Origin of the sequence: Vibrio aerogenes (assembly GCF_024346755.1) — a bacterium.
In the GTDB taxonomy this organism is placed as follows: Bacteria; Pseudomonadota; Gammaproteobacteria; order Enterobacterales; family Vibrionaceae; genus Vibrio; species Vibrio aerogenes.
On sequence record NZ_AP024861.1, the window covers coordinates 1,165,389 to 1,186,053 of the forward strand.

General features: G+C 50.9%; 16 protein-coding genes. 14 read left to right on the top strand and 2 right to left on the bottom strand.

Going from position 1 to position 20,665, the window contains the following annotated elements; all coding sequences use genetic code 11:
* The first annotated feature begins 26 nt into the window (after positions 1 to 26).
* From OCV29_RS05370 to OCV29_RS05390, 5 genes are all read left to right on the top strand, one after another.
* The gene (locus OCV29_RS05370; protein WP_261887373.1) at positions 27 to 3,767 is read left to right on the top strand and encodes a putative Ig domain-containing protein; all 3,741 of its coding nucleotides are present in this window, start codon (positions 27 to 29) and stop codon (positions 3,765 to 3,767) included.
* A 107-nt stretch (positions 3,768 to 3,874) separates the two neighbouring features.
* Positions 3,875 to 5,575 (top strand): TolC family protein, encoded by a 1,701-nt coding sequence (locus OCV29_RS05375; RefSeq protein ID WP_217653315.1) that lies wholly within the window; start codon positions 3,875 to 3,877, stop codon positions 5,573 to 5,575.
* On the top strand, positions 5,575 to 6,417 hold the full coding sequence (locus OCV29_RS05380; protein ID WP_084193412.1) for an efflux RND transporter periplasmic adaptor subunit: 843 nt from the start codon (positions 5,575 to 5,577) through the stop codon (positions 6,415 to 6,417). Before OCV29_RS05375 ends, OCV29_RS05380 begins: the two co-directional genes overlap by 1 nt.
* Positions 6,417 to 7,799 (top strand): efflux RND transporter periplasmic adaptor subunit, encoded by a 1,383-nt coding sequence (locus OCV29_RS05385; RefSeq protein ID WP_073604778.1) that lies wholly within the window; start codon positions 6,417 to 6,419, stop codon positions 7,797 to 7,799. The genes OCV29_RS05380 and OCV29_RS05385 overlap by 1 nt, the downstream gene beginning before the upstream one ends.
* Complete coding sequence (locus tag OCV29_RS05390) at positions 7,796 to 9,910, top strand: HlyD family efflux transporter periplasmic adaptor subunit (protein WP_175561570.1); 2,115 nt, start codon at positions 7,796 to 7,798, stop codon at positions 9,908 to 9,910. The genes OCV29_RS05385 and OCV29_RS05390 overlap by 4 nt, the downstream gene beginning before the upstream one ends.
* Here the strand turns inward: OCV29_RS05390 and OCV29_RS05395 are convergent.
* Positions 9,891 to 11,288 (bottom strand): HAMP domain-containing sensor histidine kinase, encoded by a 1,398-nt coding sequence (locus OCV29_RS05395; RefSeq protein ID WP_073604780.1) that lies wholly within the window; start codon positions 11,286 to 11,288, stop codon positions 9,891 to 9,893. The genes OCV29_RS05390 and OCV29_RS05395 overlap by 20 nt on opposite strands.
* A complete protein-coding gene (locus OCV29_RS05400; protein ID WP_073604781.1) occupies positions 11,273 to 11,962 on the bottom strand; it encodes a response regulator transcription factor in 690 nt (229 codons plus the stop codon). The genes OCV29_RS05395 and OCV29_RS05400 overlap by 16 nt, the downstream gene beginning before the upstream one ends.
* 297 nt (positions 11,963 to 12,259) lie before the next feature.
* Here OCV29_RS05400 and OCV29_RS05405 point away from each other — a divergent pair, with 297 nt between their 5' ends.
* The 9 genes from OCV29_RS05405 to OCV29_RS05445 are packed head-to-tail and all read left to right on the top strand — an operon-like array spanning position 12,260 to position 20,654.
* On the top strand, positions 12,260 to 12,460 hold the full coding sequence (locus tag OCV29_RS05405; protein WP_073604782.1) for a Flp family type IVb pilin: 201 nt from the start codon (positions 12,260 to 12,262) through the stop codon (positions 12,458 to 12,460).
* A 20-nt stretch (positions 12,461 to 12,480) separates the two neighbouring features.
* Positions 12,481 to 13,044 (top strand): A24 family peptidase, encoded by a 564-nt coding sequence (locus tag OCV29_RS05410; RefSeq protein WP_073604783.1) that lies wholly within the window; start codon positions 12,481 to 12,483, stop codon positions 13,042 to 13,044.
* Positions 13,045 to 13,058: 14 nt separating this feature from the next.
* Complete coding sequence (gene cpaB / locus OCV29_RS05415; RefSeq protein WP_073604784.1) at positions 13,059 to 14,018, top strand: Flp pilus assembly protein CpaB; 960 nt, start codon at positions 13,059 to 13,061, stop codon at positions 14,016 to 14,018.
* Positions 14,019 to 14,067: 49 nt separating this feature from the next.
* A complete protein-coding gene (locus OCV29_RS05420; protein ID WP_073604785.1) occupies positions 14,068 to 15,492 on the top strand; it encodes a type II and III secretion system protein family protein in 1,425 nt (474 codons plus the stop codon).
* Positions 15,493 to 15,510: 18 nt separating this feature from the next.
* Positions 15,511 to 16,152 (top strand): CpaD family pilus assembly lipoprotein, encoded by a 642-nt coding sequence (locus OCV29_RS05425; protein WP_073604786.1) that lies wholly within the window; start codon positions 15,511 to 15,513, stop codon positions 16,150 to 16,152.
* Between the two features lie 17 nt (positions 16,153 to 16,169).
* A complete protein-coding gene (locus OCV29_RS05430; RefSeq protein WP_073604787.1) occupies positions 16,170 to 17,381 on the top strand; it encodes an AAA family ATPase in 1,212 nt (403 codons plus the stop codon).
* A complete protein-coding gene (locus OCV29_RS05435) occupies positions 17,378 to 18,739 on the top strand; it encodes a CpaF family protein (RefSeq protein WP_073604788.1) in 1,362 nt (453 codons plus the stop codon). The genes OCV29_RS05430 and OCV29_RS05435 overlap by 4 nt, the downstream gene beginning before the upstream one ends.
* A complete protein-coding gene (locus OCV29_RS05440) occupies positions 18,736 to 19,713 on the top strand; it encodes a type II secretion system F family protein (protein WP_084193413.1) in 978 nt (325 codons plus the stop codon). Before OCV29_RS05435 ends, OCV29_RS05440 begins: the two co-directional genes overlap by 4 nt.
* Entirely contained in the window at positions 19,710 to 20,654 is a 945-nt protein-coding gene (locus tag OCV29_RS05445; protein ID WP_073604789.1) for a type II secretion system F family protein, read from the top strand. The genes OCV29_RS05440 and OCV29_RS05445 overlap by 4 nt, the downstream gene beginning before the upstream one ends.
* Positions 20,655 to 20,665: the final 11 nt, after the last annotated feature.

A 20,665-nucleotide genomic window follows, 5' to 3' on the forward strand; every position in this document is an offset into this window, starting at 1 on the left:
CCTCACTCAAAATATCAGGAATGGATATGCAAGGGTTTACTTCAGATTCAACGCTGCATGCATTTATGCTGGAACCCCGGATTGTATTTGATGCCGATGTTGCTGTAACCGCAGATACGGTCAGTGATATCAGCCATGCCAGTGATGTTCAGGCAGGAACACAACCCGCTTCTGAGAGCGTGCAGGCGCATCGTCAGGCCACGGATGACCCGGTGAGCTCCGGACCGGATATGGTAAACACCCGTGATGACCGTGATGCTGACGGCAATCCGGCGGCTTTCGGTGTAACCACCAGTGATGACAGCGGGAACGCATCTTTGCCGGAAGGGATCGCGCTGAATGAGAGCGATGTCAATCATGCGCCGGTTATTCATTCCACCGCCGTTCACACCAGTTATACCGCGGGTGATGATTATATTCCGCTGTTTTCAGACACCAGTATCGATACGGTCGAAAGCGGGCAGCAGATATGGAAAGTTGAGCTGACCGTGGAAGGTGCAACAGAAAATGATGTGCTCAATGTGGACGGCAATATTATCAGCCTGGAAACGACCGGCTCGCCGCGGACGACCGTTAATGGTTTTCAGTATCAGATCCTCGAAAGTGATGATGGGGTGAAAACCGTGGTGCTTTTTGTCACCAAACCGGCCGATCAGGCTGAGCAGCTGATTGACGGGATTCAATACCGCAATACCTCAGCGGATGCTTCCGGCGAGAGAAGCTTTGAATTGACGGTCACTGAATATGGTGTCAGTGAGAATCAGGAAAGTGATGTCGGTGCGACCAGCGTTGTGCGGGTCAGTGCGCAGAGTGAGGACAACGCAGTCAGTGTCATTAGCGGGGAAAACAGCCCGGTAAGCTATGAAGAAAACAGTGGTCAGCAGTCGTTTCTGGAACATATTTTTGTCAGTGATGCGGAAATGGACGGCAGAAATGACGGGCAGGGTAACTATGATGGTGCCACATTGACCATCACCACAGATGGTCAGGACGGCGATCAACTGGTGTTCGCTGACGGGGATGGTTATACCTGGTCAGATGGCCAGATTCAGAAAGACGGCGTGGTGATCGCCACGACAGAAGTGAACGGTTCTGAAATCAAAATCACCTTCACCGAAGCCTATCAGCAGATCCCGGTCACGCAGGATGTGAATGCTGTGATAGGCCATATTATGTATGCCAATGATAGTGAGTCATTACCGGAGACGAATCATCTGACCATCACCCTGACGGACAGCGACGGGCAAAGTTCAGATGTATTTGTGGTGACAATCCATCATGAGAATGTGAATGATGACCCATCACTGACCTTCAGCCAGTTGTATGAACAGGGTGTGCTGACGGCTGTGACATCGACGGAAGATCTTTCACAGATAAGCAGTGTGGCAGATACGTTCATCAGTGATAACGGTGAACGTTTGTTTGTGGTCGATGATGCCGGCAATATTGCGGTTTATCAGGTCAGTTCATCCACCGGGGAGCTGAGTTTCCTGACGCTGAACTCTGTTGCAAGCGATAATACTGATACTGATACTGATACTGATACTGATACTGATACTGATACTGATACTGATACTGATACTGATACAAGTGTCATTTCTCTGGAAGCGAACAGTGACGGGAGTGTGTTATATGCGCTCGGCAAAGACGGAGATTATAGTCAGATTACGGTGTATTCGGTGAACAGTCAGGGTGAGCTGATGCAGTCACAGGTCATTAGCCTGACGCCGGATGCCACCGATTTTGCAATTTTCAGCCTGATCTCAGATATCACCTTATCTGATGATGGCAGTTACCTGTTTTTTATGACTGACACCAAGCTGTTTGCCATTTCAACCGATACCACGACCGGCAATATAGCGGATTTAGATGGCCTGCTGAGTTTCAGCAGCCCCTGGAGTGAACCTTATATCCGCAATCCGACCGCATTGACGGTGTCCGGTGATTATCTGTTTGTGACCACCAAATTTGTACAGGCAACCATCATTGCTTATCAGATCACTGATTCAGGTGTCGACTGGGTCGGTTATATCCGTGACGGCGATACGGATGCGAACGGCCAGAATTTCTCCCTGAGTGATCAGGCGACGGATATCGAAGTCTCCGGAGACGGAAAGTATATTTATGTTGCAACCGACAGCAATCTCTCTGTCTATCAGTTCGATACCGGGTCACATACATTTACGGCAATGTCATCACTGGATGTGAACAATATTCAGGATACCGCCATTTCAGAGGACGGGCAGACGGTGTATGTGACCACCGGTTCTCAGGAATTGCTTCGCTATGTACTGGACGACAATGGCACATTGACCCTGATCCAGCAAACCGGCCTGGACTCGGCCGATGCAACGGTCAGTGTCACCGAACAGGGCACGGTCTGGGTTGGCGGCAGTGATACGACGTTATACAAAAATGAAGATGCGACACTGAGTGTGCATCCGGGAGAGTCTGTCCTGCTGATCTCAGGGCTCACTCTGTCAGATCCTGAAAGTGAATTTTCAGGTAGTTATGCAGGTATGACCCTGACCCTGGAGAGGGCCGGGGAAGCCAACAGCCAGGACAGCTTTTCCATTGACTCTGATGCCGGCTTTACGGTTGACAACGGATCAATCATGTATCAGGGAGAGGCAGTGGCTACCCTGACGATGGTTAACGGCTCTCTATCCGTTGCCGTGACCGGAGATTTATCTGGTACACAAATGAATCTGCTGCTGCAAAGTATTCGCTACATCAGCAGTGCACAAAGTGACACCGTCCCTATCTCCTTTAGTCTGACTACCACTGATCAAGACGGCGGCAGTGCTTCGCAAACCATTGAACTCAATGTTCGGGAACCGGCACTACCGCCGGTTGCTCATCCGGAGGGGTTTTCCCTGAGTCAGGGGACGGCTGGAACGGCGTATGCGCAGACGTTACCGGAAACACTGGTCGATGATCCGAATGACCTTCCGCTTTCATGGGATGTCAGCGGATTACCTGACGGAATGACTTTTGATGCTGCCCGTTTATCCTTATCCGGGACGCCTGCCGAACCGGGTGATTATTCCCTGACGTTTCAGGTCACAAACAGCGAAGGCAAGCAGGTTTCACTGACGATGATACTTCATGTGCGTGCTCCCGGCGCAATGGCTGAGCCTGTGTTACTGACACAGACGGACAACCCGTGGGCGGAATATTCCGGCACCGGGTCTCATCCGGATCAGGCATTCCGCTCTTCTGTGGATGAGGGGCCGGACCATGTCATCCTGACGGAGAACACTGACGGTGTCAGTGATTCGCCGGCCTGGCTGAACGAAACATCATCTTTTTTTGAACAGCTGGATCAATGGCTTGATGAACTCAGCCAGGATCAGCATTCACTCTCGCTGACCGGGACTTCATCCGGTCATGGCCGGGTTGAATTTGATTTATCTGCGCTGGCTGGTTCTTCTCATCATGTGATCGGAATTTCCATCTCCGGGGCATTATCAGACGGTTTATCCGGCAGGTTACCAGACGGGGTGGTTTATCATCCGGAAAACGGGCATCTGACGGTGAGCTGCAGTCTGTTCAGCCATTCCGGCCCGGTTGCGCTTACAGTGACTCTTCAGGATGTGTCAGGAAATCTGCATCACACCGATGTGTATTTATATGATGATGCGGCGCATGATCGGCCGTTATCCGGCCCAGAAGGCACAAATTTAGTACAACAGGCTCAACAGGCGGGGATGCAGGCAATTTCTCTGCAAAGTCAGGCCATTCTGGATGAATTGAGCCAGGAATAAGCGAATGTATATCAGAGTTGATGAATGCTTTCAGCATGTATCTCTGTCCGATTCACTCAACAGAACCCTCCCGTGTGCTGTTGAATCACAAAAAGTGGTTAATTGTTGTGAAAAAACCAATTTATAAATCTAAAAAAGCAGTGGTAAACCTTTCTGTATCTGGTTTGTTAGGGGTATTGATGGCGGGATGTTCAATTCAGCCGCAGCACATTGGTCAGGATGAAAAAGCAGCGCTGATGCTGAAAGATCAGCAAACGATATTCAGCCATCAGGCACCGGTTGAGCACCCCATTACGCTTGAAGAAGCGATGGCAAGAGCCGTGAAATATAATCTGCAAAAGCGGCTGGCGATGATGCAATATGCCTATGAGAATCGGCTGCTTGACAGTAAAAGCTATGATTTACTGCCGTCGGTGGCTGCCAGTAGTGGCTGGCGGACCCGTGATCAGGTTGCGGCTTCTTCCAGCGAGTCGGTTAAATCCGGTATCGAATCACTGGAAGCATCAACCAGTCAGGATAAAGAATTAAGCAATGCTGATTTGTCACTGTCGTGGAATATTCTTGATTTCGGTATTGGTTATTTCGGTGCGAAAATTCAGGCCAACAATGTGTTGGTTGCCGAAGAACAACGGCGGGTTGTGACGGCAGATATTATCCAGCAGGTCCGGCGTGCTTATTGGGTGGCAGCAACGGCTCAGCGGCTGGAACCTGAGGTCAATACGGTGTTGCAACAGGCGAAAAAGGCACTGGCAAAGGCCCGGCAGACGGAGAAAGCGCGTCTGGTTGCGCCGGTGGTGGCAATGAAATACCAGAAAAGTCTGCTGAAGATGATCAGCCAGCTGGAAAACCTCTCGAGTGAACTGGTCATCGCCAAAACCCGTTTAGCCAGCCTGATGAATCTTTCACCTGCCACACCTTACCGGTTAGCCGCAGTTTCAGAACCGATGAGTCAGATACCAGAAGTCAGTTACAGCCTGGGCAATCTTGAGGCGCTGGCGTTGGTGAACCGCCCGGAAATCAATGAAGAAATTTATAAAGCGCGTAATGCTGTACTGGAAACCCGTTCCCGGTTGATGCACTTACTGCCGGGGGCTTCGCTGTTTGTCGGCGGGCACTATGACAGTAACAGCTATTTAGTCAATCATAGCTGGGCAGATGCAGGTGTTCAGGTCAGCTGGAATTTAATGAATGTATTCTCTTACTCCTCAATCAATAAAGCAGGTCAGGCGAAACAGAACATTGCAGAAATACGCCGGCAGGCCCTGCGTATGGCCGTGTTAACGCAGGTTCATGTCGCCTGGCAGCAGTATCGCCAGTCTCAGAATCAGTATCAGCGGGCCTCGGAATTGCTGCGTTTGCAGAAAGGCATTGCGACCCAGACCCAAAGTGCTTACCAAAGCCGGATGGAATCGAAACTGGAACAGATTCGCATGCAAACAGAGACGGTTCTGATGACCCGTCACCGGGACCAGCAACTGGCGCAGGCTCATGCGGCTTACGGGGCGATTTATCAGGCCGCCGGATTGGATCCATTGCCGGAAAAAATTGATGGCCGCAGCGTGCAGGCGTTGTCACAGGCGATTGCCCGGCAGCGGACGAAACTGAGCCGGGGCGAACTGAATCAGCAGCAGCGTCAGCTATTGGCTCAGGTGACACCTGCCGTCGCGCATCCCCGCCAGACTCCGCTGGTGTCAGAGATGCAGCCAAAGACAGAACAGATATCGACATGGGACAGCCTTCACTCACTGCGCAGTGCGCCGGTCCGCGATTTTACCGGGGCCGGGAACACCGCCGGGAGCGATGAATAATGTTTGCCGGGGACCGGGTGTTACCGGCCGGAATAACAGTGCCGGGTATGCTGACACTCCTGAGCATGTCAGCCGTTCTGAGAATGGCCGCAGTGTTGGGTATAGCTGCATTGGGTATAGCAGCCCCGGCTCTGGCTCAGACGACAGTCAGTCATGAACCTGAAGTGATCCGGGTTCAGCTCAGGCCCAAAGCCGATTTGATTGTTTCAGGTGAAATCGCCGGACGGTTGGCTCAGCTCCCGTTCAAAGCGGGTGATGCTTTTCATCAGGGAGATGTGCTTGCCGGTGTGAACTGTGAGATATATCAGGCCAGACTGGGTCACGCCAAGGCGGGTGAAAAGCTGTCAGAGCAGAAATTTCAGGTTGCCAAAAAGCTGAATCGTCTGGAATCGATCAGTGTGATGGAAGTCGGGCAGGCCGAAGCCGATCTGGACATGGCCCGTTCGGAACGCAGGGTTGCTCAACTGATGGTCAAACGCTGCCGGATGACCGCGCCTTTTGATGGCCGGGTGTCACAACGTTTTGTTCAGCCCGGAGAATTTGTCACGGAGGGAAAAAAGCTGCTGGAAATTTATAACACCAGCGCTTATGAAGTGGAATTCATTGTGCCGTCCCGCTGGGTGTCCCTGATTCAAACCGGGCAGACATTTCAGGTGACGCTGGATGAAACCGGTGATACGTATCCGGCGACCATTATTCGTCTGGGCAGTGTGATTGATTCACTCAGTCAGTCTTATACCGTGTACGGAGAAATTCAGTCCCGGCCCGGCTTGGTATTGATGCCCGGAATGAGCGGTAATGCGCATTTACATGTTTCTGAACAAACGGCTGAGTCAAAATAATGGTGCATGCCGGTACAGCGGTCGCTGATAACACAACAGAAACACGATTACTGTCGCTGCTTCAGCTGGAGCAAAAGGCCAGGCAAGCGACCACTTTGCAACAGTTACAGTTTGTGATGCTGAATCAAACCCGGATTATCGCTGAGTATGAACAGGCGGTTTTGTGGGATGTGCAGCATCAGGCCGTGTGTGGCGCTTCCGGTGTGCTGAGTATTGACCGGCAGGCACCACTGGCGCAATGGCTGAACCGGCGCTGCCGTTCTCTGATCAAACAGGATGTTGCTTCCGGGATTCACCGGGTGCAGGTTGATGACTGGCCGCAGGCTGACCAGCAGATGTTCTCTCAGCATTTTGCTGACGTGATGATCTGGCTGCCGGTGACAGACCCTGAAGATCGGGTGATTGCGGTTTTGTTGTTATCCCGCACGCAGCCACTGAGTATCCGGGAAAAACGGTTACTCACTTTTCTTCAACAGGCATACGGACATGCGTGGCAGGCGATAAACCGGCAAAATGTCCGGTTATCGAAAAATATCCGGCTGCCGCAGAAAAAGCGTCTCTGGGTCTGCGGTGGGCTGATTGCCGCCGCTGTGATGCTGATTCCGGTGCATCAGTCGGTCCTTGCGCCTGCCGAAATTATCTCTTCAGCATCATCGATGGTGCGCCTGCCGGTCAGTGGGGTCGTGAAGTCGTTACATCTCACCCCCAACAGTCCGGTGAAGCAGGGCGATCACCTGCTGACACTGGATGCGCAACGTTTGAATGAGCAGCTGGCTCAGGCAAGACAACAACTGGCTATCAGCCGGGCAGAGCTCCGGGTGGCCCGTCAGCAATCATTTTATGATGCCAGCAGGAAAGCCAGCATTGCGGTGCTGGAAGGGCGGATGAATCTGGCGCGACTGAATGCGGATTATCTGCAACAACAGGTCAGCCAGACTGAAATTTTTGCCCAACAGGATGGGATCGCTTTATTTGATGATCAGGGTGACTGGATCGGGCGGCCTCTGAATCTGGGAGAGCCGGTGATGTTAATTGCAGATCCATCCCGTACACAGCTTGAAGTCAGATTGGCCGTTGATGACATGATGCCTCTGGAAGCGGGGGATCAGGTCCGTTTTTTCCCGAACAGCCGTCCGGCAGAGCCCATTCAGGCCCGTCTGACAACCATGGCTTATCATTCGACGCTACAGGATAACGGCCGCTATGCCTTTGTACTGAAAGCAGCGTTTCAGTCAGTGGCTGATTCGGGCCGGCCGTCGCAGGATGTACCGCAAATGGGGCTGAAAGGAGTGGCGAAAGTTTATGGCCGTAAAACCACCCTGTTTTTTTATCTTTTCCGTCGTCCGTTGTCTCAGCTGCGGTTATGGTGGGGGGCATTATGATGGGGGACGGGCAGATACCGCTTCCGCCACTGAGGCAGGAGTTACGGTTACATCCGGCACCGGATGATGTCTATGGTGCGCCACGCCGGACACTGGAAGACCCAATCCGCGGGCGCTTTTACCAGCTGGGCTGGCTGGAAACTGAATTTCTGGCAAACTGGTCTGACTCTCCGGAAAAAGTATTACGGGATGTCAGAAACACCACCACACTGCGTCCGGATGAAGCCGCTTTGACCTCTTTTTCCCGGTTCCTCAGCCAGAATCATCTGGTTCATCTGGATGTGACGACACTGGAACATCAGCTGGCACAACAGCAGCGGCAGGAACACTGGTTTTTCTGGTTAATGAAACGTCATCTTGCCTTCCGGATCCCGCTTTGTCAGCCTGATCCCTGGCTCAGTCGCTGCCTGCCCCTGTTACTCCCCCTGATGAGCCGGGCATTTGTGATACTCAGTTTGATAGCTGCTTTACTCGGTTTATGGCTGGCTTCCCGGCAGTGGGAACATTTCACTCATGGGTTTTCCTACCTGTTTTCGGTTCAGGGCGCGGTGATTTCGGTTGTCACGATCATTGGGGTGAAAGCTGTGCATGAGCTGGGTCATGCGTTTACCTGTAAGAAATATCAGGTACCGGTTTCCACCATGGGTATGACCTTTATTTTATTCTGGCCGGTTCTTTATACGGATGTGACCGGTGCCTGGCGAATCAAAGAGAAACACCGGCGCATCATGATTAGTGCTGCCGGTATGCTGACCGAAGCCCTGATCGCTGCCTGGGCGCTCTTATGGTGGAATTTTGTGGATGACAGTATTTTGAGAAGTGTGCTGTTTACGCTGGCAACCACCTCGTTATTTCTTTCTCTGTCGGTCAATCTGAGTCCGCTGATGCGTTTTGACGGCTACTTTATTTTTTCTGACTGGCTGGACATGCCGAATTTGCAGTCCAGAGCTTTTGCGATGGCCCGGTGGGCGATCAGAAAAGCGCTGTTTGGCTGGCAGATCAAACCCCCTGAATCGTTGCCTTTATCACGACAGCGCACTGTGATTGTCTATGCATTCGCTACCTGGATTTACCGGTGTATGCTTTATTTCGGGATCGCTTTAGCTGTGTATCATCTGGTTTTTAAGGCGTTGGGACTACTGCTCTTTCTGGCCGAAATTGTTTATTTACTGGGGATTCCTCTGGCAAAAGAAATCCATAATCTGATAAAAAACCGGGACAAACTGACCATGAATGGCAACATGTGGCGGACTTTAGGCGTCAGCGGCGTATTGATCACCGCGCTGCTGGTGCCATGGCATCATACGATAAGCGCACCGGCGGTATTAATGGCTGAAAAACAGCAACAGTTATTTGTAAAACAGAGTGCGCGGCTGGTGAAACGCGCGGTTGTTTCCGGCACGGTTGTATCACAGGGACAGCTGCTTTTTCAGTTCACTTCACCGGAACTTGATCAGAAAATTCAAACACTGGATATCCGGCGGATCAGCCTGGAAAAACAGATTCGTTCTTATCCGTTTGACCGGCAGGCATCGGCAGATTTAACGGTGATCCGGGATGAATTACTCTCGGTCAAAGCGCAAATCAAACAGTGCACCCGGCTGATACAGCAGCTCACGATTCGTGCACCCTTTTCCGGGCATATTGCCGGTGTACCGGAAACATTGACGGCGGGGAGCCTGATACCCGCAGGCGAAGTTCTGGCAACGCTCACCGGGGACAAAGGGGTGCGTGCCCAAGCGTATATCAGTGAACATGATCTCAGCCGGGTCAGAGGCATGCGCCAGGGCGTTTTTATTGCTGATGAAATTCAGACATCCGTCATGACGTTATCTTTGGAGCGTCTGGCACAGGGGGGTGTTTCTGACTTACGTGCTCATCCCGGATTAAGCTCGCCCTATGGCGGACCTGTTGCAGCACACATTGATCACCGGAAACAGGCCCCCATACCACAGCAGGCGCTTTACGCCGCGTCTTTTACTGACCCGGAAGCCGCAGCACCGAAAACTCAGCTGCGTGGTGAAGTGGTGATTGAAGGGCAGGCCCAAAGTTTATTTTCCCGGATGTGGAATGCGCTGGTCAGCGTGGTGATCAGAGAATCGGTGATGTAGCCGGCACAACATCCCGGCAACTGATGGAGACTCTGAGCCCCGGATGACTGTTCGCCAGTGACAACGATCCCTGATGACGTTCAGCCACAGCCTGAACGAAAGGAAGCCCCAGGCCAAAACCTTTGACGCTGGTATCGTGCGTATTTATCCGCTGAAAACGTTCGATGACTGTCGGGATTTTATCCGGCGGAATCCCCGGTCCCTGATCAATGACATGAATGCAGGTTGTATCCTGATATTGCTCAACCCGCATTTCAATCACAGAACTTTCAGGCGCGTATTTGATGGCATTATCCAGTAAGTTCGCCACTGCCTGGAAAATCAGAGCATAATCAGCATGGAAAGTCTGTCGTTTTTGCGCAGAGAGCTTTAATTCAATCTGATTCTGCTCCAGCAGCGGTTCATAGTATTCACTGACCTCTTCAAGCAGACGGACTGCACAGACGGGTTCCCGACGCAGGGATAACAAGCCATTTTCCACTTCAGTGAGCTGCATAATTGCCCTGAACAGATACAGAATCCGGTCAATTTCTGAGGCGGCTTCATCCAGTTCATGCAGTGCTTCATCATTGTCAATATATGTTGCTGTATTGATTAAACGGTGTTTCACCCGGGTCAGCGGGGTTTTTAATTCATGGGCAATGTGGCTGTTCACGGTTCTGACCTGTTCCATCAACATGTGAGTCCGGGCCAGTAACGTATTGGTTTCATGGCTCAGGCGGCCGAATTCATCGTTATATCCGTTATCGACAACCCGCGCCAGATGGTGTCCGTCGGCATATTCTCTCATGACCTGTGAAATCCGGTTGACCCGGGTCATATTTTTGATACTGAACGGTAAACTGACCAGTAAAATCGACAGTAAAACAGCGAACAGGACGGCACCTGTCATCAGCGGGATAATCCGGGTGCTGTTCAGCATCGGCTGAATATCATATGACGCATAATAGTAACCACCGTCAGCCAGAGGGACGGCCATGCCGAATAATTCACGGTCAGATTGATGGAACATGATTTCCGTCAGGTGATGGGACGGGGAATGAAAGATTGGGGCCAGTTCTTTCTCGCTCAGAATTGAGATATCTCCCTGTAAAAGGCGTCTTTGATGATCGAAAGTATACGAAATCAGCTCATCGTGTTGATTGGCCTGTTTCTGTGTCTTGAGATATACCGCCAGCTGTGAACTGTCATCGAATAAATTGAGTGCACTCTTGTTTTTGATATCATCTAAAATCATATCTTTCAGATGAGTATGCATAATTTCTTTCAGAAAATAGTCACTGAGAAAAATGGAGGCTGAAGAAAGTATTAAACAAAAAAATGCGACATAGGTCGCCTGACGGAAACTACTGCTGTGAATGATTAAGCGGACTGACATTCGGAGTACCCCAGCGCATAACCGACCGAACGTATTGTCCTGATGATGGGAGGCTCATCTTTGCTGCCGTTCAGTTTATTTCTCAGTTTCGACAGGTGGACATCCAGGATGTTCGTTTGCGGATCGAAATGATATCCCCAGACTTTTTCCAGCAGCATATTGCGGGTGACGGTTTTTCCCCGGTATTCCGCCAGAACCTGTAAGATTTTAAACTCTTTTCCGGTCAGCAGCACTTTTTTGCCATGTCGGCAGACTTCTTGTTTATCGAGGTTGATGGTGACATAGCCGATACTGATTTTCTGATGCGTTGGTACTTTCAGTGTCCGGTCATGCAGCCTTTCAAGGCGCAGCAACAGTTCGATAAAATCAAATGGTTTGCCCAGATAGTCGTCAGCCCCGGCTTTAAGCCCCCGGATTCGGTCAGAAATTTGATCATTGGCTGACAAAATCAGCACAGGCGGGTGAGGTGTACCGGCCAGATGCGTTAAGACGTCGATACCGTTCATTTCTGGCAGCATATTATCCAGCAGAATCACATCAAAGACTTCATCCCTGATTAATTGCAGTGCCTGTTTACCGTTGTCTGAGAGTTTGCAGTGGTGACCGTGAGAATGTAATTTACTGCCTATCCAGTGGCTGACCGGCAATTCATCTTCTACGACAAGAACACGCATGATTTTTCCTTCATTGACAAAAATTTACACACATACTAACTGATAATGATTATCAATATCAAATTATGCTAATGGCAGAAAATCAGCAGAGATCCATCTGCCAGCGAGAAAAAATATTTGTAACTCATTCATTTATCACATGTTTAATGTATTGAGAAAAAGCAGATAAGCAAAGTAGTAAAAGGCTTTATTAAGCATTCTTAATATTTACATGATTGCAATGTAAATGCGAATGACTCTTAATACGGTTCTGAAGTTGATATTTAATCCGATTTTAAAGATGGAAAGGAAGTAATCATGAAAGCGAAAATAAAGCAGTTTATTCAGGATGAAAGTGGTGTCACCGCAATTGAATACGGCATTCTTGCAGCAGCAATGGCTGCGGCGATCGGCGTTATTTTTGGTTCAGATGGGGTATTTGTGACGGCACTGAAAGAGCGCTTCTCTTCGATTGCCGATCAGATCACCAATACTGCAACACCTGATTCCGGTGAATAACATCCTGTGGAGTGTTGGCTATGAATAATCAGTGGATTTTGTATGGGCTGACATGTCCGCTGGCTTATGTTGTTTTCAGCGATTTGTTTTACCGGAAAATATATAACCACCTGATTGTGTTTCTGTTGATGATGGTACTTGCCAACGTCATGCTGTTTTTTGTTGATATGGGAAGTTATGCCGGAATGAATCCAGAGCAGGCAGGAGTTCAGCTGGGATTATCTCTGGCGGGGGCGGCAGGTGTGCTTATGGTTGGCATGGGTCTGTTTCTCATCGATCAGATGGGAGCCGGTGACGTGAAGTTAATGGCTGTACTCTGTTTACTGGTCGGGGGTGACAATCAGGTCGCTTTTCTGTTGCTGACTGCGCTGGCGGGTGGTTGTCTGGTCTTTATGATGCCGCTTGTCCGCCTGATTGAAGTCAAAGGAGCCCGGCATATTTTACAGATCGCCATGAGTTTTCCGTCACTGAATATTCCGGTGCCTGATTCAGCTTACACAAAACCAGCGGCCGCAGGGCTGCCATATGGTATTGCAATTAGTGTGGGCGCGGTTCTTTCGCTGATGACTCCTTTCACTCACTAGACATTGGTTTTTCTATGAAAATTTCTTCCGTCTTATTTATATCCGGCGCATTTGTGATTGCTTTGGGAGGCGCATTTGTCGTCCGGGGGCTGATGATTCCGCCCGTTAAACCGGTCCCGAAACCCCAACCTGTGGTTCAGGTAAAGGCGGCACCGGTCTATACACCGGTTCTGGCTGCTAATCGTGATCTTCAGCCGGGAGAGTTTATTGATGGTGGTGCGATTCGCTGGCAAGCCGTTGATAAAGATTATCCGGCAGAGTTGTACATAAAAAAAGACTCGACAGATTTGGCATATAACTATGGTGCAACGGTGCGCAGGTTTGTCAGAAAAGGTGAGTTGCTGACTTATGCGCTGGTGGTGAAATCCGGAGAACCGGGATTTTTGGCTTCAGTCCTGGCAAAAGGCATGCGTGCGGTTGCGATTCCGACCAATGCTGTGGCAAGTAATGCCGGGCTGGTATCGGCCGGAGACCGGGTGGATGTCATTCTCGGGTTAAGCCGTAAAGACAGCTCTGATGCGCGTCAGGCTTCAAAAAAAAGCGGGAAGGTCCCGGCCATTCAGGCACCGGTACTGGCGTCTCAAACGCTGGTGACCAATGTGCGTGTGCTTGCTCTGAATAATGTGGCAGAAAGTGAACTCCGGGTACGTCCGGATGAGAAAGATAAAGCAGAGGATAGCCGCAGCCAGTATTTCGAAACAGTCACACTGGAAGTGACTCCCAAGCAGGCTGAGCAACTGGCCGTTGCCAGAGAAATTGGTACGTTACAGCTGGCTTTACGGTCTGTAGATGATGATGAGCCGGGGAATGAACAGAGCACCACACCGTTGTCTGCGGGAAATCAGCTGGCAGAGGTCACGACTCTGGAACAGGTGACAGAAATTTATCAAAAGCTGAATGATGTGCCTTCAACACCTGCGGTTGTCGTTTATATGGGAAGCCAGAAGCCTTTGGTGACGCATGTTACAAATTAATCTTAGCCTTCATGAATGACGGGTTTGTGGTTATCAGGATATGATCTCAATGAAGACTTCTTACGATATAAAAAACAAAACTACAGAAAACAGAACGATAAAAAACCGGATTCTTTTCATGCTGGTCCTGTTGACAGGCGTTTTAACCGGATCGGTCAGCGCCGGACAACCGGCGTCCGTCAGCATCAGCCAGCCATCCGGGGTGAGTTTCTCACAGATTCCGGTGAAAGGCATGGTTCACCTGACAGTGAATCAGGGCAAGCTGCTTTCTTTGCCCGCAAGCGCATCGAAAGTGTTGATTGCTAACCCTGATATTGTCAGTTTTCAGTTGCCTTCCTCGAAAAATATTTTTGTATTCGCGAAAAAACCGGGGATGACCACACTGTACGCCTTAGACAGTAAGGATAAGGTCATTCTGGCAACACAACTGAAATCAGGATTTGACCTGGCAGCACTGACACAACGAATCCATAAGGAAATCACCGGTTCACAGGTCAGGCTGCTGAATTCGACGGAAAACGGCATCATTGTGCGTGGCTCCGTCCGGACGCCGCAACAGGCGAAACAGGTCATTGATGCGATTGCAGCTTATACCAAAGGGGATAGCGATGACAGCAAAGGCCGGCCGGGGCAGGATGATACGGTACGGATTGTCAATCAGCTGAAAATTGAGCTGTCAGCGCAAATTAATATCAGCGTCCGTATTGTGGAAGTTGCCCGGAGTCTGAGCAGTAAGTTCGGTTTCAGCTGGGAAGCACTGCTGGATAATGGCAGTTATTTCATCCGTAATACCAGCACGGCCTTATTCGATGCAACCACGGGTGTTTTTTCAGGCCGTGATATCGCTGACTCACTGATTGGTGGTGCTTCAGGTGATTTAGGGGGTGTTTTATCTGCCCTGTCTTCTAACGGGATGGCGAGCATTTTAGCCGAGCCCAACCTGACGGCTATGTCAGGAGAAACCGCCGGATTTGCAGCCGGGGGAGAAGTGCCGATTCTGATTATTAATAACAATAACACCACCGTGGATTACAAACAGTATGGGGTGATTATGCGGATGACGCCGACACTGTTGTCTCCGAACCGGATCAGTTTGCATATTGCACCGGAAGTCAGCGATTTGTCTGATGAGGGCTCTGTGGTTCTGGATCGCACGGTGATACCGGCGTTCAAAGTCCGCCGTGCCGATACAACCGTTGAGCTTGCCAGTGGTCAGAGTTTTGCGCTGGCCGGCATGCTGCGTACCGGTGTGAATCAGACGATCGATGGGGTACCGGGGTTACGCCAGCTGCCTGTGCTCGGGCATCTGTTCGAATCAGAAAGCAATCAGAAAGAGGAAACAGAACTGGTGATTATTGCCACGGCTTATGTGGTGACGCCAACACAGGCCGGCGAGCTGCAAACACCGGGGAAAGGCATTAAGCCACTCGATAATACGATGCCGGAGCAGGCATCAGCCGGATATCTATTTTAACTGTCAGGGAATGTAACAATGCGTATAACACTGATCTTTATATTTGTGAGTTTGTTGCTGACCGGATGTGAACAGACGGTCAATCACTGGCGGGAAGGCGATGAGCAGGTGCCGTCCGGGAAGGATTTTACGGTCTCGGTTGCCCCGTCAGTTTCTGCTGTGTCATTGAAGCTGACGTCACATCAGGGACTGAATGATGCGTCGCTCCGTGATCTGAATGCTTTGCTGAACAATCAGGGAAGAATCGGCAGTCAGTCCATTCTGGTTCAGCCCTATACAAAAAACGGGGAACGGTTCGCTGCCCGGTTAAGGTCCAGCCTTATGAATGCGGGTGCAGAGCAGGTCCGGATTCAGTCGCGGACTTTTTCAGCGGAAAAACCGGCGTGGGATCTGAAAGTTCAGTCACAGGCTCTGGTTGTCAGCGTCCCTGACTGCCGGATTAAGACCCCCGGTCAGTGGATGACCAAGCCGTATGAAGCCATCGGCCCGCTGGGATGTGCTAACCGGGCTAATCTTGCCCGGATGGTGGCTGACCCGCAGGACTTAATCAGAGCCAAACCGCTGGATCCCGGTGACGGCGTCGCCGCGGTGAATGCGGTCAAACGTTATCAGGAAGATGATTTGAAAGCGCTTCTCGATATTGACTTCAATGATGATTAACCATTGAGATAAAAAACATGAGCGAAGAAAAATATCAATATAATACAGATGCTTCAGAAACAGTCGCTTTGTTCACTCCGGATAAAAACGAAATTGCCCTTTATTGTGATGATTTCCGGCGGTTAGATCTGAATACTGATCATGTGATTGCCGGAGATATCACCCAGGCTATCGGGTGGGTTAAAGCGCATCCGGTTCCTTCAGCCATGATTGTTGATATTGATGGTGAAGCGTTTCCGATGGAAATGCTGTCGGATCTGTATGCCGTCTGCGGCCCGACCTGCAAAATTATCACCCTGGGTTCGGCTGTGAATCTGGATCTTTACCGAAGCATGCTGGCGCTGGGCATTTTTGATTATCTGTTAAAACCAGTCACACTGGACCGGCTGGCCAGTACATTTGCCAGTGTCAAAAAAGGGCGGATTGAAGAAATGCCTGCGGGCAGAACCATTGCTGTGACCGGCGTAAAAGGCGGCATTGGCACTTCGACCATTGCTTTTGGTATGGCACAGGTACTGGCCGGTGATCGCCGGATTGCAACCGGGCTGGTGGATTTCGACCGTACCAACGGTTGCCTCGGATTACTGGCCGGTTTGCAGGAAGAAGCCGGTCTGGATGGGGTGCTGAAATCAGAGCATATTGATATCCGGTTTTTACGTCGTTCAATGAACCGGATTTCTGACAAGCTGGCGATTTTAAATCAGCCGCCGGGTTATCAGAGCGAACAGGAACGGGTGGAACAGACGCAGATATTCACACTGGGAGCCACTTTGTGTCAGATGTTCAATCAAGTCATCTGGGATTTGCCATCCAGTCAGCCGGAAGGCACCATCGATGTCTTGTCCTGTGCACAGATACGGATTCTGGTGGCTGATTTTACTGTGGTTTCAGCGCGTAATACCCGTCGTTTACTGCAGGAAATCGGGGATGAAACCGATGGGCAGCGGGTGATTATTGCCTGTAATACACACCGCGAGAACAGTCAGGCGATTCCCCGTGAAGAATTTGAACAGTTTATTCACCGCAAGGTCGATGTCGTGCTGCCGTATGCCGGAAAAGTCATCGATCAGATATTACTCAAAGGTGCGCTGGATATCAGCCAGCTTCCTGCCTTTCAATCATCGGTTGCAGCACTGGTTGATTTAGCCTGTGGTGGTCGTACCGCAGTCAGACCGAAGCACCGGCTGTTGTCGCGTTTGAAGGCCTCTCTGGTAAGGAAAGCCTCATGATCATTAAAACGTCGCGTCAGCATAAACATCAGCCTGTTCAGCAGGTCACATCCACTGAACAGCCATCAGACACGCCCGTCAGGCCGGGCCGCGAAGTACCGCATGCCGCGGCAGAAGCCGGACTGGCAAACCAAAACCTGCGGGTGATTCGCGATCATCTCTACGAACAGATTGATCCGCTGAAAGTCACCACCATGGCACCGGAGCAGTTGCATCAGCAAATCAATGAGATGATTCGTATGATTTGTGACGAGCACCGGATTCAGTTTTCTACCGATGAAGAACGTCAGTTCGGTGAAACCATGTTTAATGAAATGGTGGGGATCGGCCCGATCCAGCCATTTCTGGCGGACGATAGTGTGAATGATATTCTGGTCAACGGAGCCGGGCAGGTGTTTGTTGAACGGTTTGGTAAGCTGGAACTGACACCGGTTCATTTCATTGATGAAGAACATGTGTTTAATATTGCACAGCGGATTGCCGCCCGTGTCGGCAGGCGTATCGATGAGACGCATCCCATGGTGGATGCCCGTCTGGAAGATGGCAGCCGGGTGAATATTATTACTCATCCGCTGGCGCTGGACGGTACCACCATATCCATCCGGAAATTTATGCGCCGGAATATGTCTTTAGAACTGCTGGCTGAGCGTGATGCCATTTCTCCGGATATGCTCGAAGTCCTGAAACGGGCGATGGCTGCCCGTATGAATGTGATTATTTCAGGCGGAACCGGTGCGGGTAAAACCACGTTACTGAATGCGTTGTCACAAAATATCAGCAATGATGACCGGATTATCACCATTGAAGATGCCGCGGAACTCCAGCTTCAGCAAATCCATGTGGTCCGTCTTGAAACCCGTCCGGTCAGTGCGGAAGGGGCGGGTAAAGTCGATCAGCGGGATTTGGTCCGCAATGCGCTGCGGATGCGCCCGGACCGGATTATTCTGGGGGAAGTTCGTGGTGGTGAAAGTTTTGACATGTTGCAGGCGATGAATACCGGCCATGATGGTTCTTTGTGTACTGTTCACGCCAACACGCCGCGGGATGCCATCATGCGGCTTGAGAATATGGTCATGATGGCAAATATGCAGCTACCGCTTGAAGCGATTCGCCGCCAGATTGCCAGTGCCGTCGATATCATTGTTCAGGTTGAACGGATGAGTGACGGTGGGCGCCGGGTGGTGTCGGTGACCGAAGTGTGCGGGATGGAAAATGATGTGATTCAGACGCAGGAGCTATACGCTTTTGCCATTGATGAAATTGATGATCAGGGCAAAATTCGTGGTCACTTTGCTTCCACAGGACAGCGCCCCGGTTTCTACAGCACGCATGAGCATTATTTCAGGGAGCATGCATGATGTTGTGGGATGGGATGACAGGGTCAGTCTTTGTGCTGTTGTTTTGCCTGATGCTTGGCGGACGTTATGCCTGGCGCATCCATGCCTGGCGCAAAGCAAGGGCTCAGTATCTGTCGCAGTTAGAGCAGATGATGGCAGACGGGCAGCGCGTCTCTGAAGAGAGCAGTCTGCAACGTTTAGCCGATGATATGCGATTTGCTTCGTTGCCGGTGATTGGCGGCATGATGCAACGTTTCTGGACAGATATCGGATTACTGGGGTGGCAGGCACACTGGCTCCGGCGGGCAGCCATGTTGCTGATTCCTTCTGCTATTGTATCTGTTGCTGTCAGTAAAGATGCCACCGCGCCGGTTGGGTTATCACTCGGCCTGACACTGGTCTTGTTTTCGGTTGCTTTGCTGACGATTTACCTCAGGGCGATGAGCCGCCATCTTGATGAATTCAGGCAAAACCTGCCGCAGGCGATTGATGCGATTGTCCGGGCTGTCAGAGCGGGTGTGCCTGCCAGCAATACTTTTCTGATGGTGGCTGAAAATCTGCCCGGACCTTTGGCTGCTGAATTTATGCTGATCGATAACTGGCTGAAAGTTGGTATCCCGCTGCGGGATGCGATGCGTGATTCTGCCGCGCGAATTCCCCTGAATGAATACCGTTTTTTCGTGGTGATTCTGATCATTAATCAGGATACCGGCGGAAAGCTGGGTGAAACCCTGGAGCGGCTCAGTGATACTTTGCGGGCGCGGCAGGAACTGGCCCTGAAAATTAAGGCGAAGACGTCAGAAGTCCGGGCATCAGCCGTCATTGTTGCTTTGCTGGCACCCTTGTCACTCACTTATATGTATTTCAATTCACCGGCAGATTTTGGCTTTTTGCTCAACGACCCGACCGGCAATCGTGTGTTGATTTATGCGGTTTGCAGCGTATGTCTGGGGTTGGCGGTGACACATTATATGATCAGGAGGGTCATACGATGAATCGATCACCACTGATTGATTTAGGGGCGGGATGTCTGTTGTTTGCGCTGGGGCTGATTTTACTGGGTCTGTATTTCAGGAACCGCCGCACCGGGCTTGCCTGCCGTCTGAATACGCGGGATGACAAGGTGAATTCTGAAGAAGACATATTGCTCAGACATCAGACTGAATCGGTTTTTAACCGGTTTCCGGTGCTGGTTGCACTGGCCGCTTTCGGCGACAAACTGGCCGGAACACAATCTGATCGCCGGAAGACGCAGCGTTTGTTAGCCATGGCCGGTTTTCATGACCGGCGATACACCGGGCTGTTCACTTTGAGTAAATATGCCTGTGGTCTCATCTGTATCACCGGGTATTTCATGTTGGGTACTGAACCGGGACAACGGTTGAGTATGATGAGTTTAGCTGCGGGGCTGATGCTGTTGTTTCTCAGCTCATTGACTGTGGAGCTATGGGTCAAAGTTCGGGCTTCCGGACGGGGGAAACGCCTGTCGGATCAGCTTCCGGATGCGCTTGATCTGATGGTGATTTGTGCCGGGGCCGGTTTACCACTGGCGCGGATTTTAGATGTGGTTTCAACCGAACTGGCATTTTCGGCTCCGGAAGTGGCGCAGGAGCTGGGATATACCTTTACAGAGATGCAGATTCTCAGTGACAGGCGACGGGCATTGATGAATCTTTCTGATCGGTGCGCTGTGGATAATGTCAGTGCGATGGTCTCAACCCTGATTCAGGCTGAGCGTTACGGCACACCGTTGTCTCAGGCGCTGAAAACAATCTCAGAAGAGAGCCGTAAAGCACTGGTGCTCGGACTGGAAGAGAAAACCGGTAAACTGCCGGCTCAGCTGAGCGTTCCCCTGATGACCCTGATTCTGCCGCCGGTGATTGCCATGATGGGCGCACCGGCCATGGTGCGGATTATCCGCATGCTGGCTGACTAATTTTGTATCGG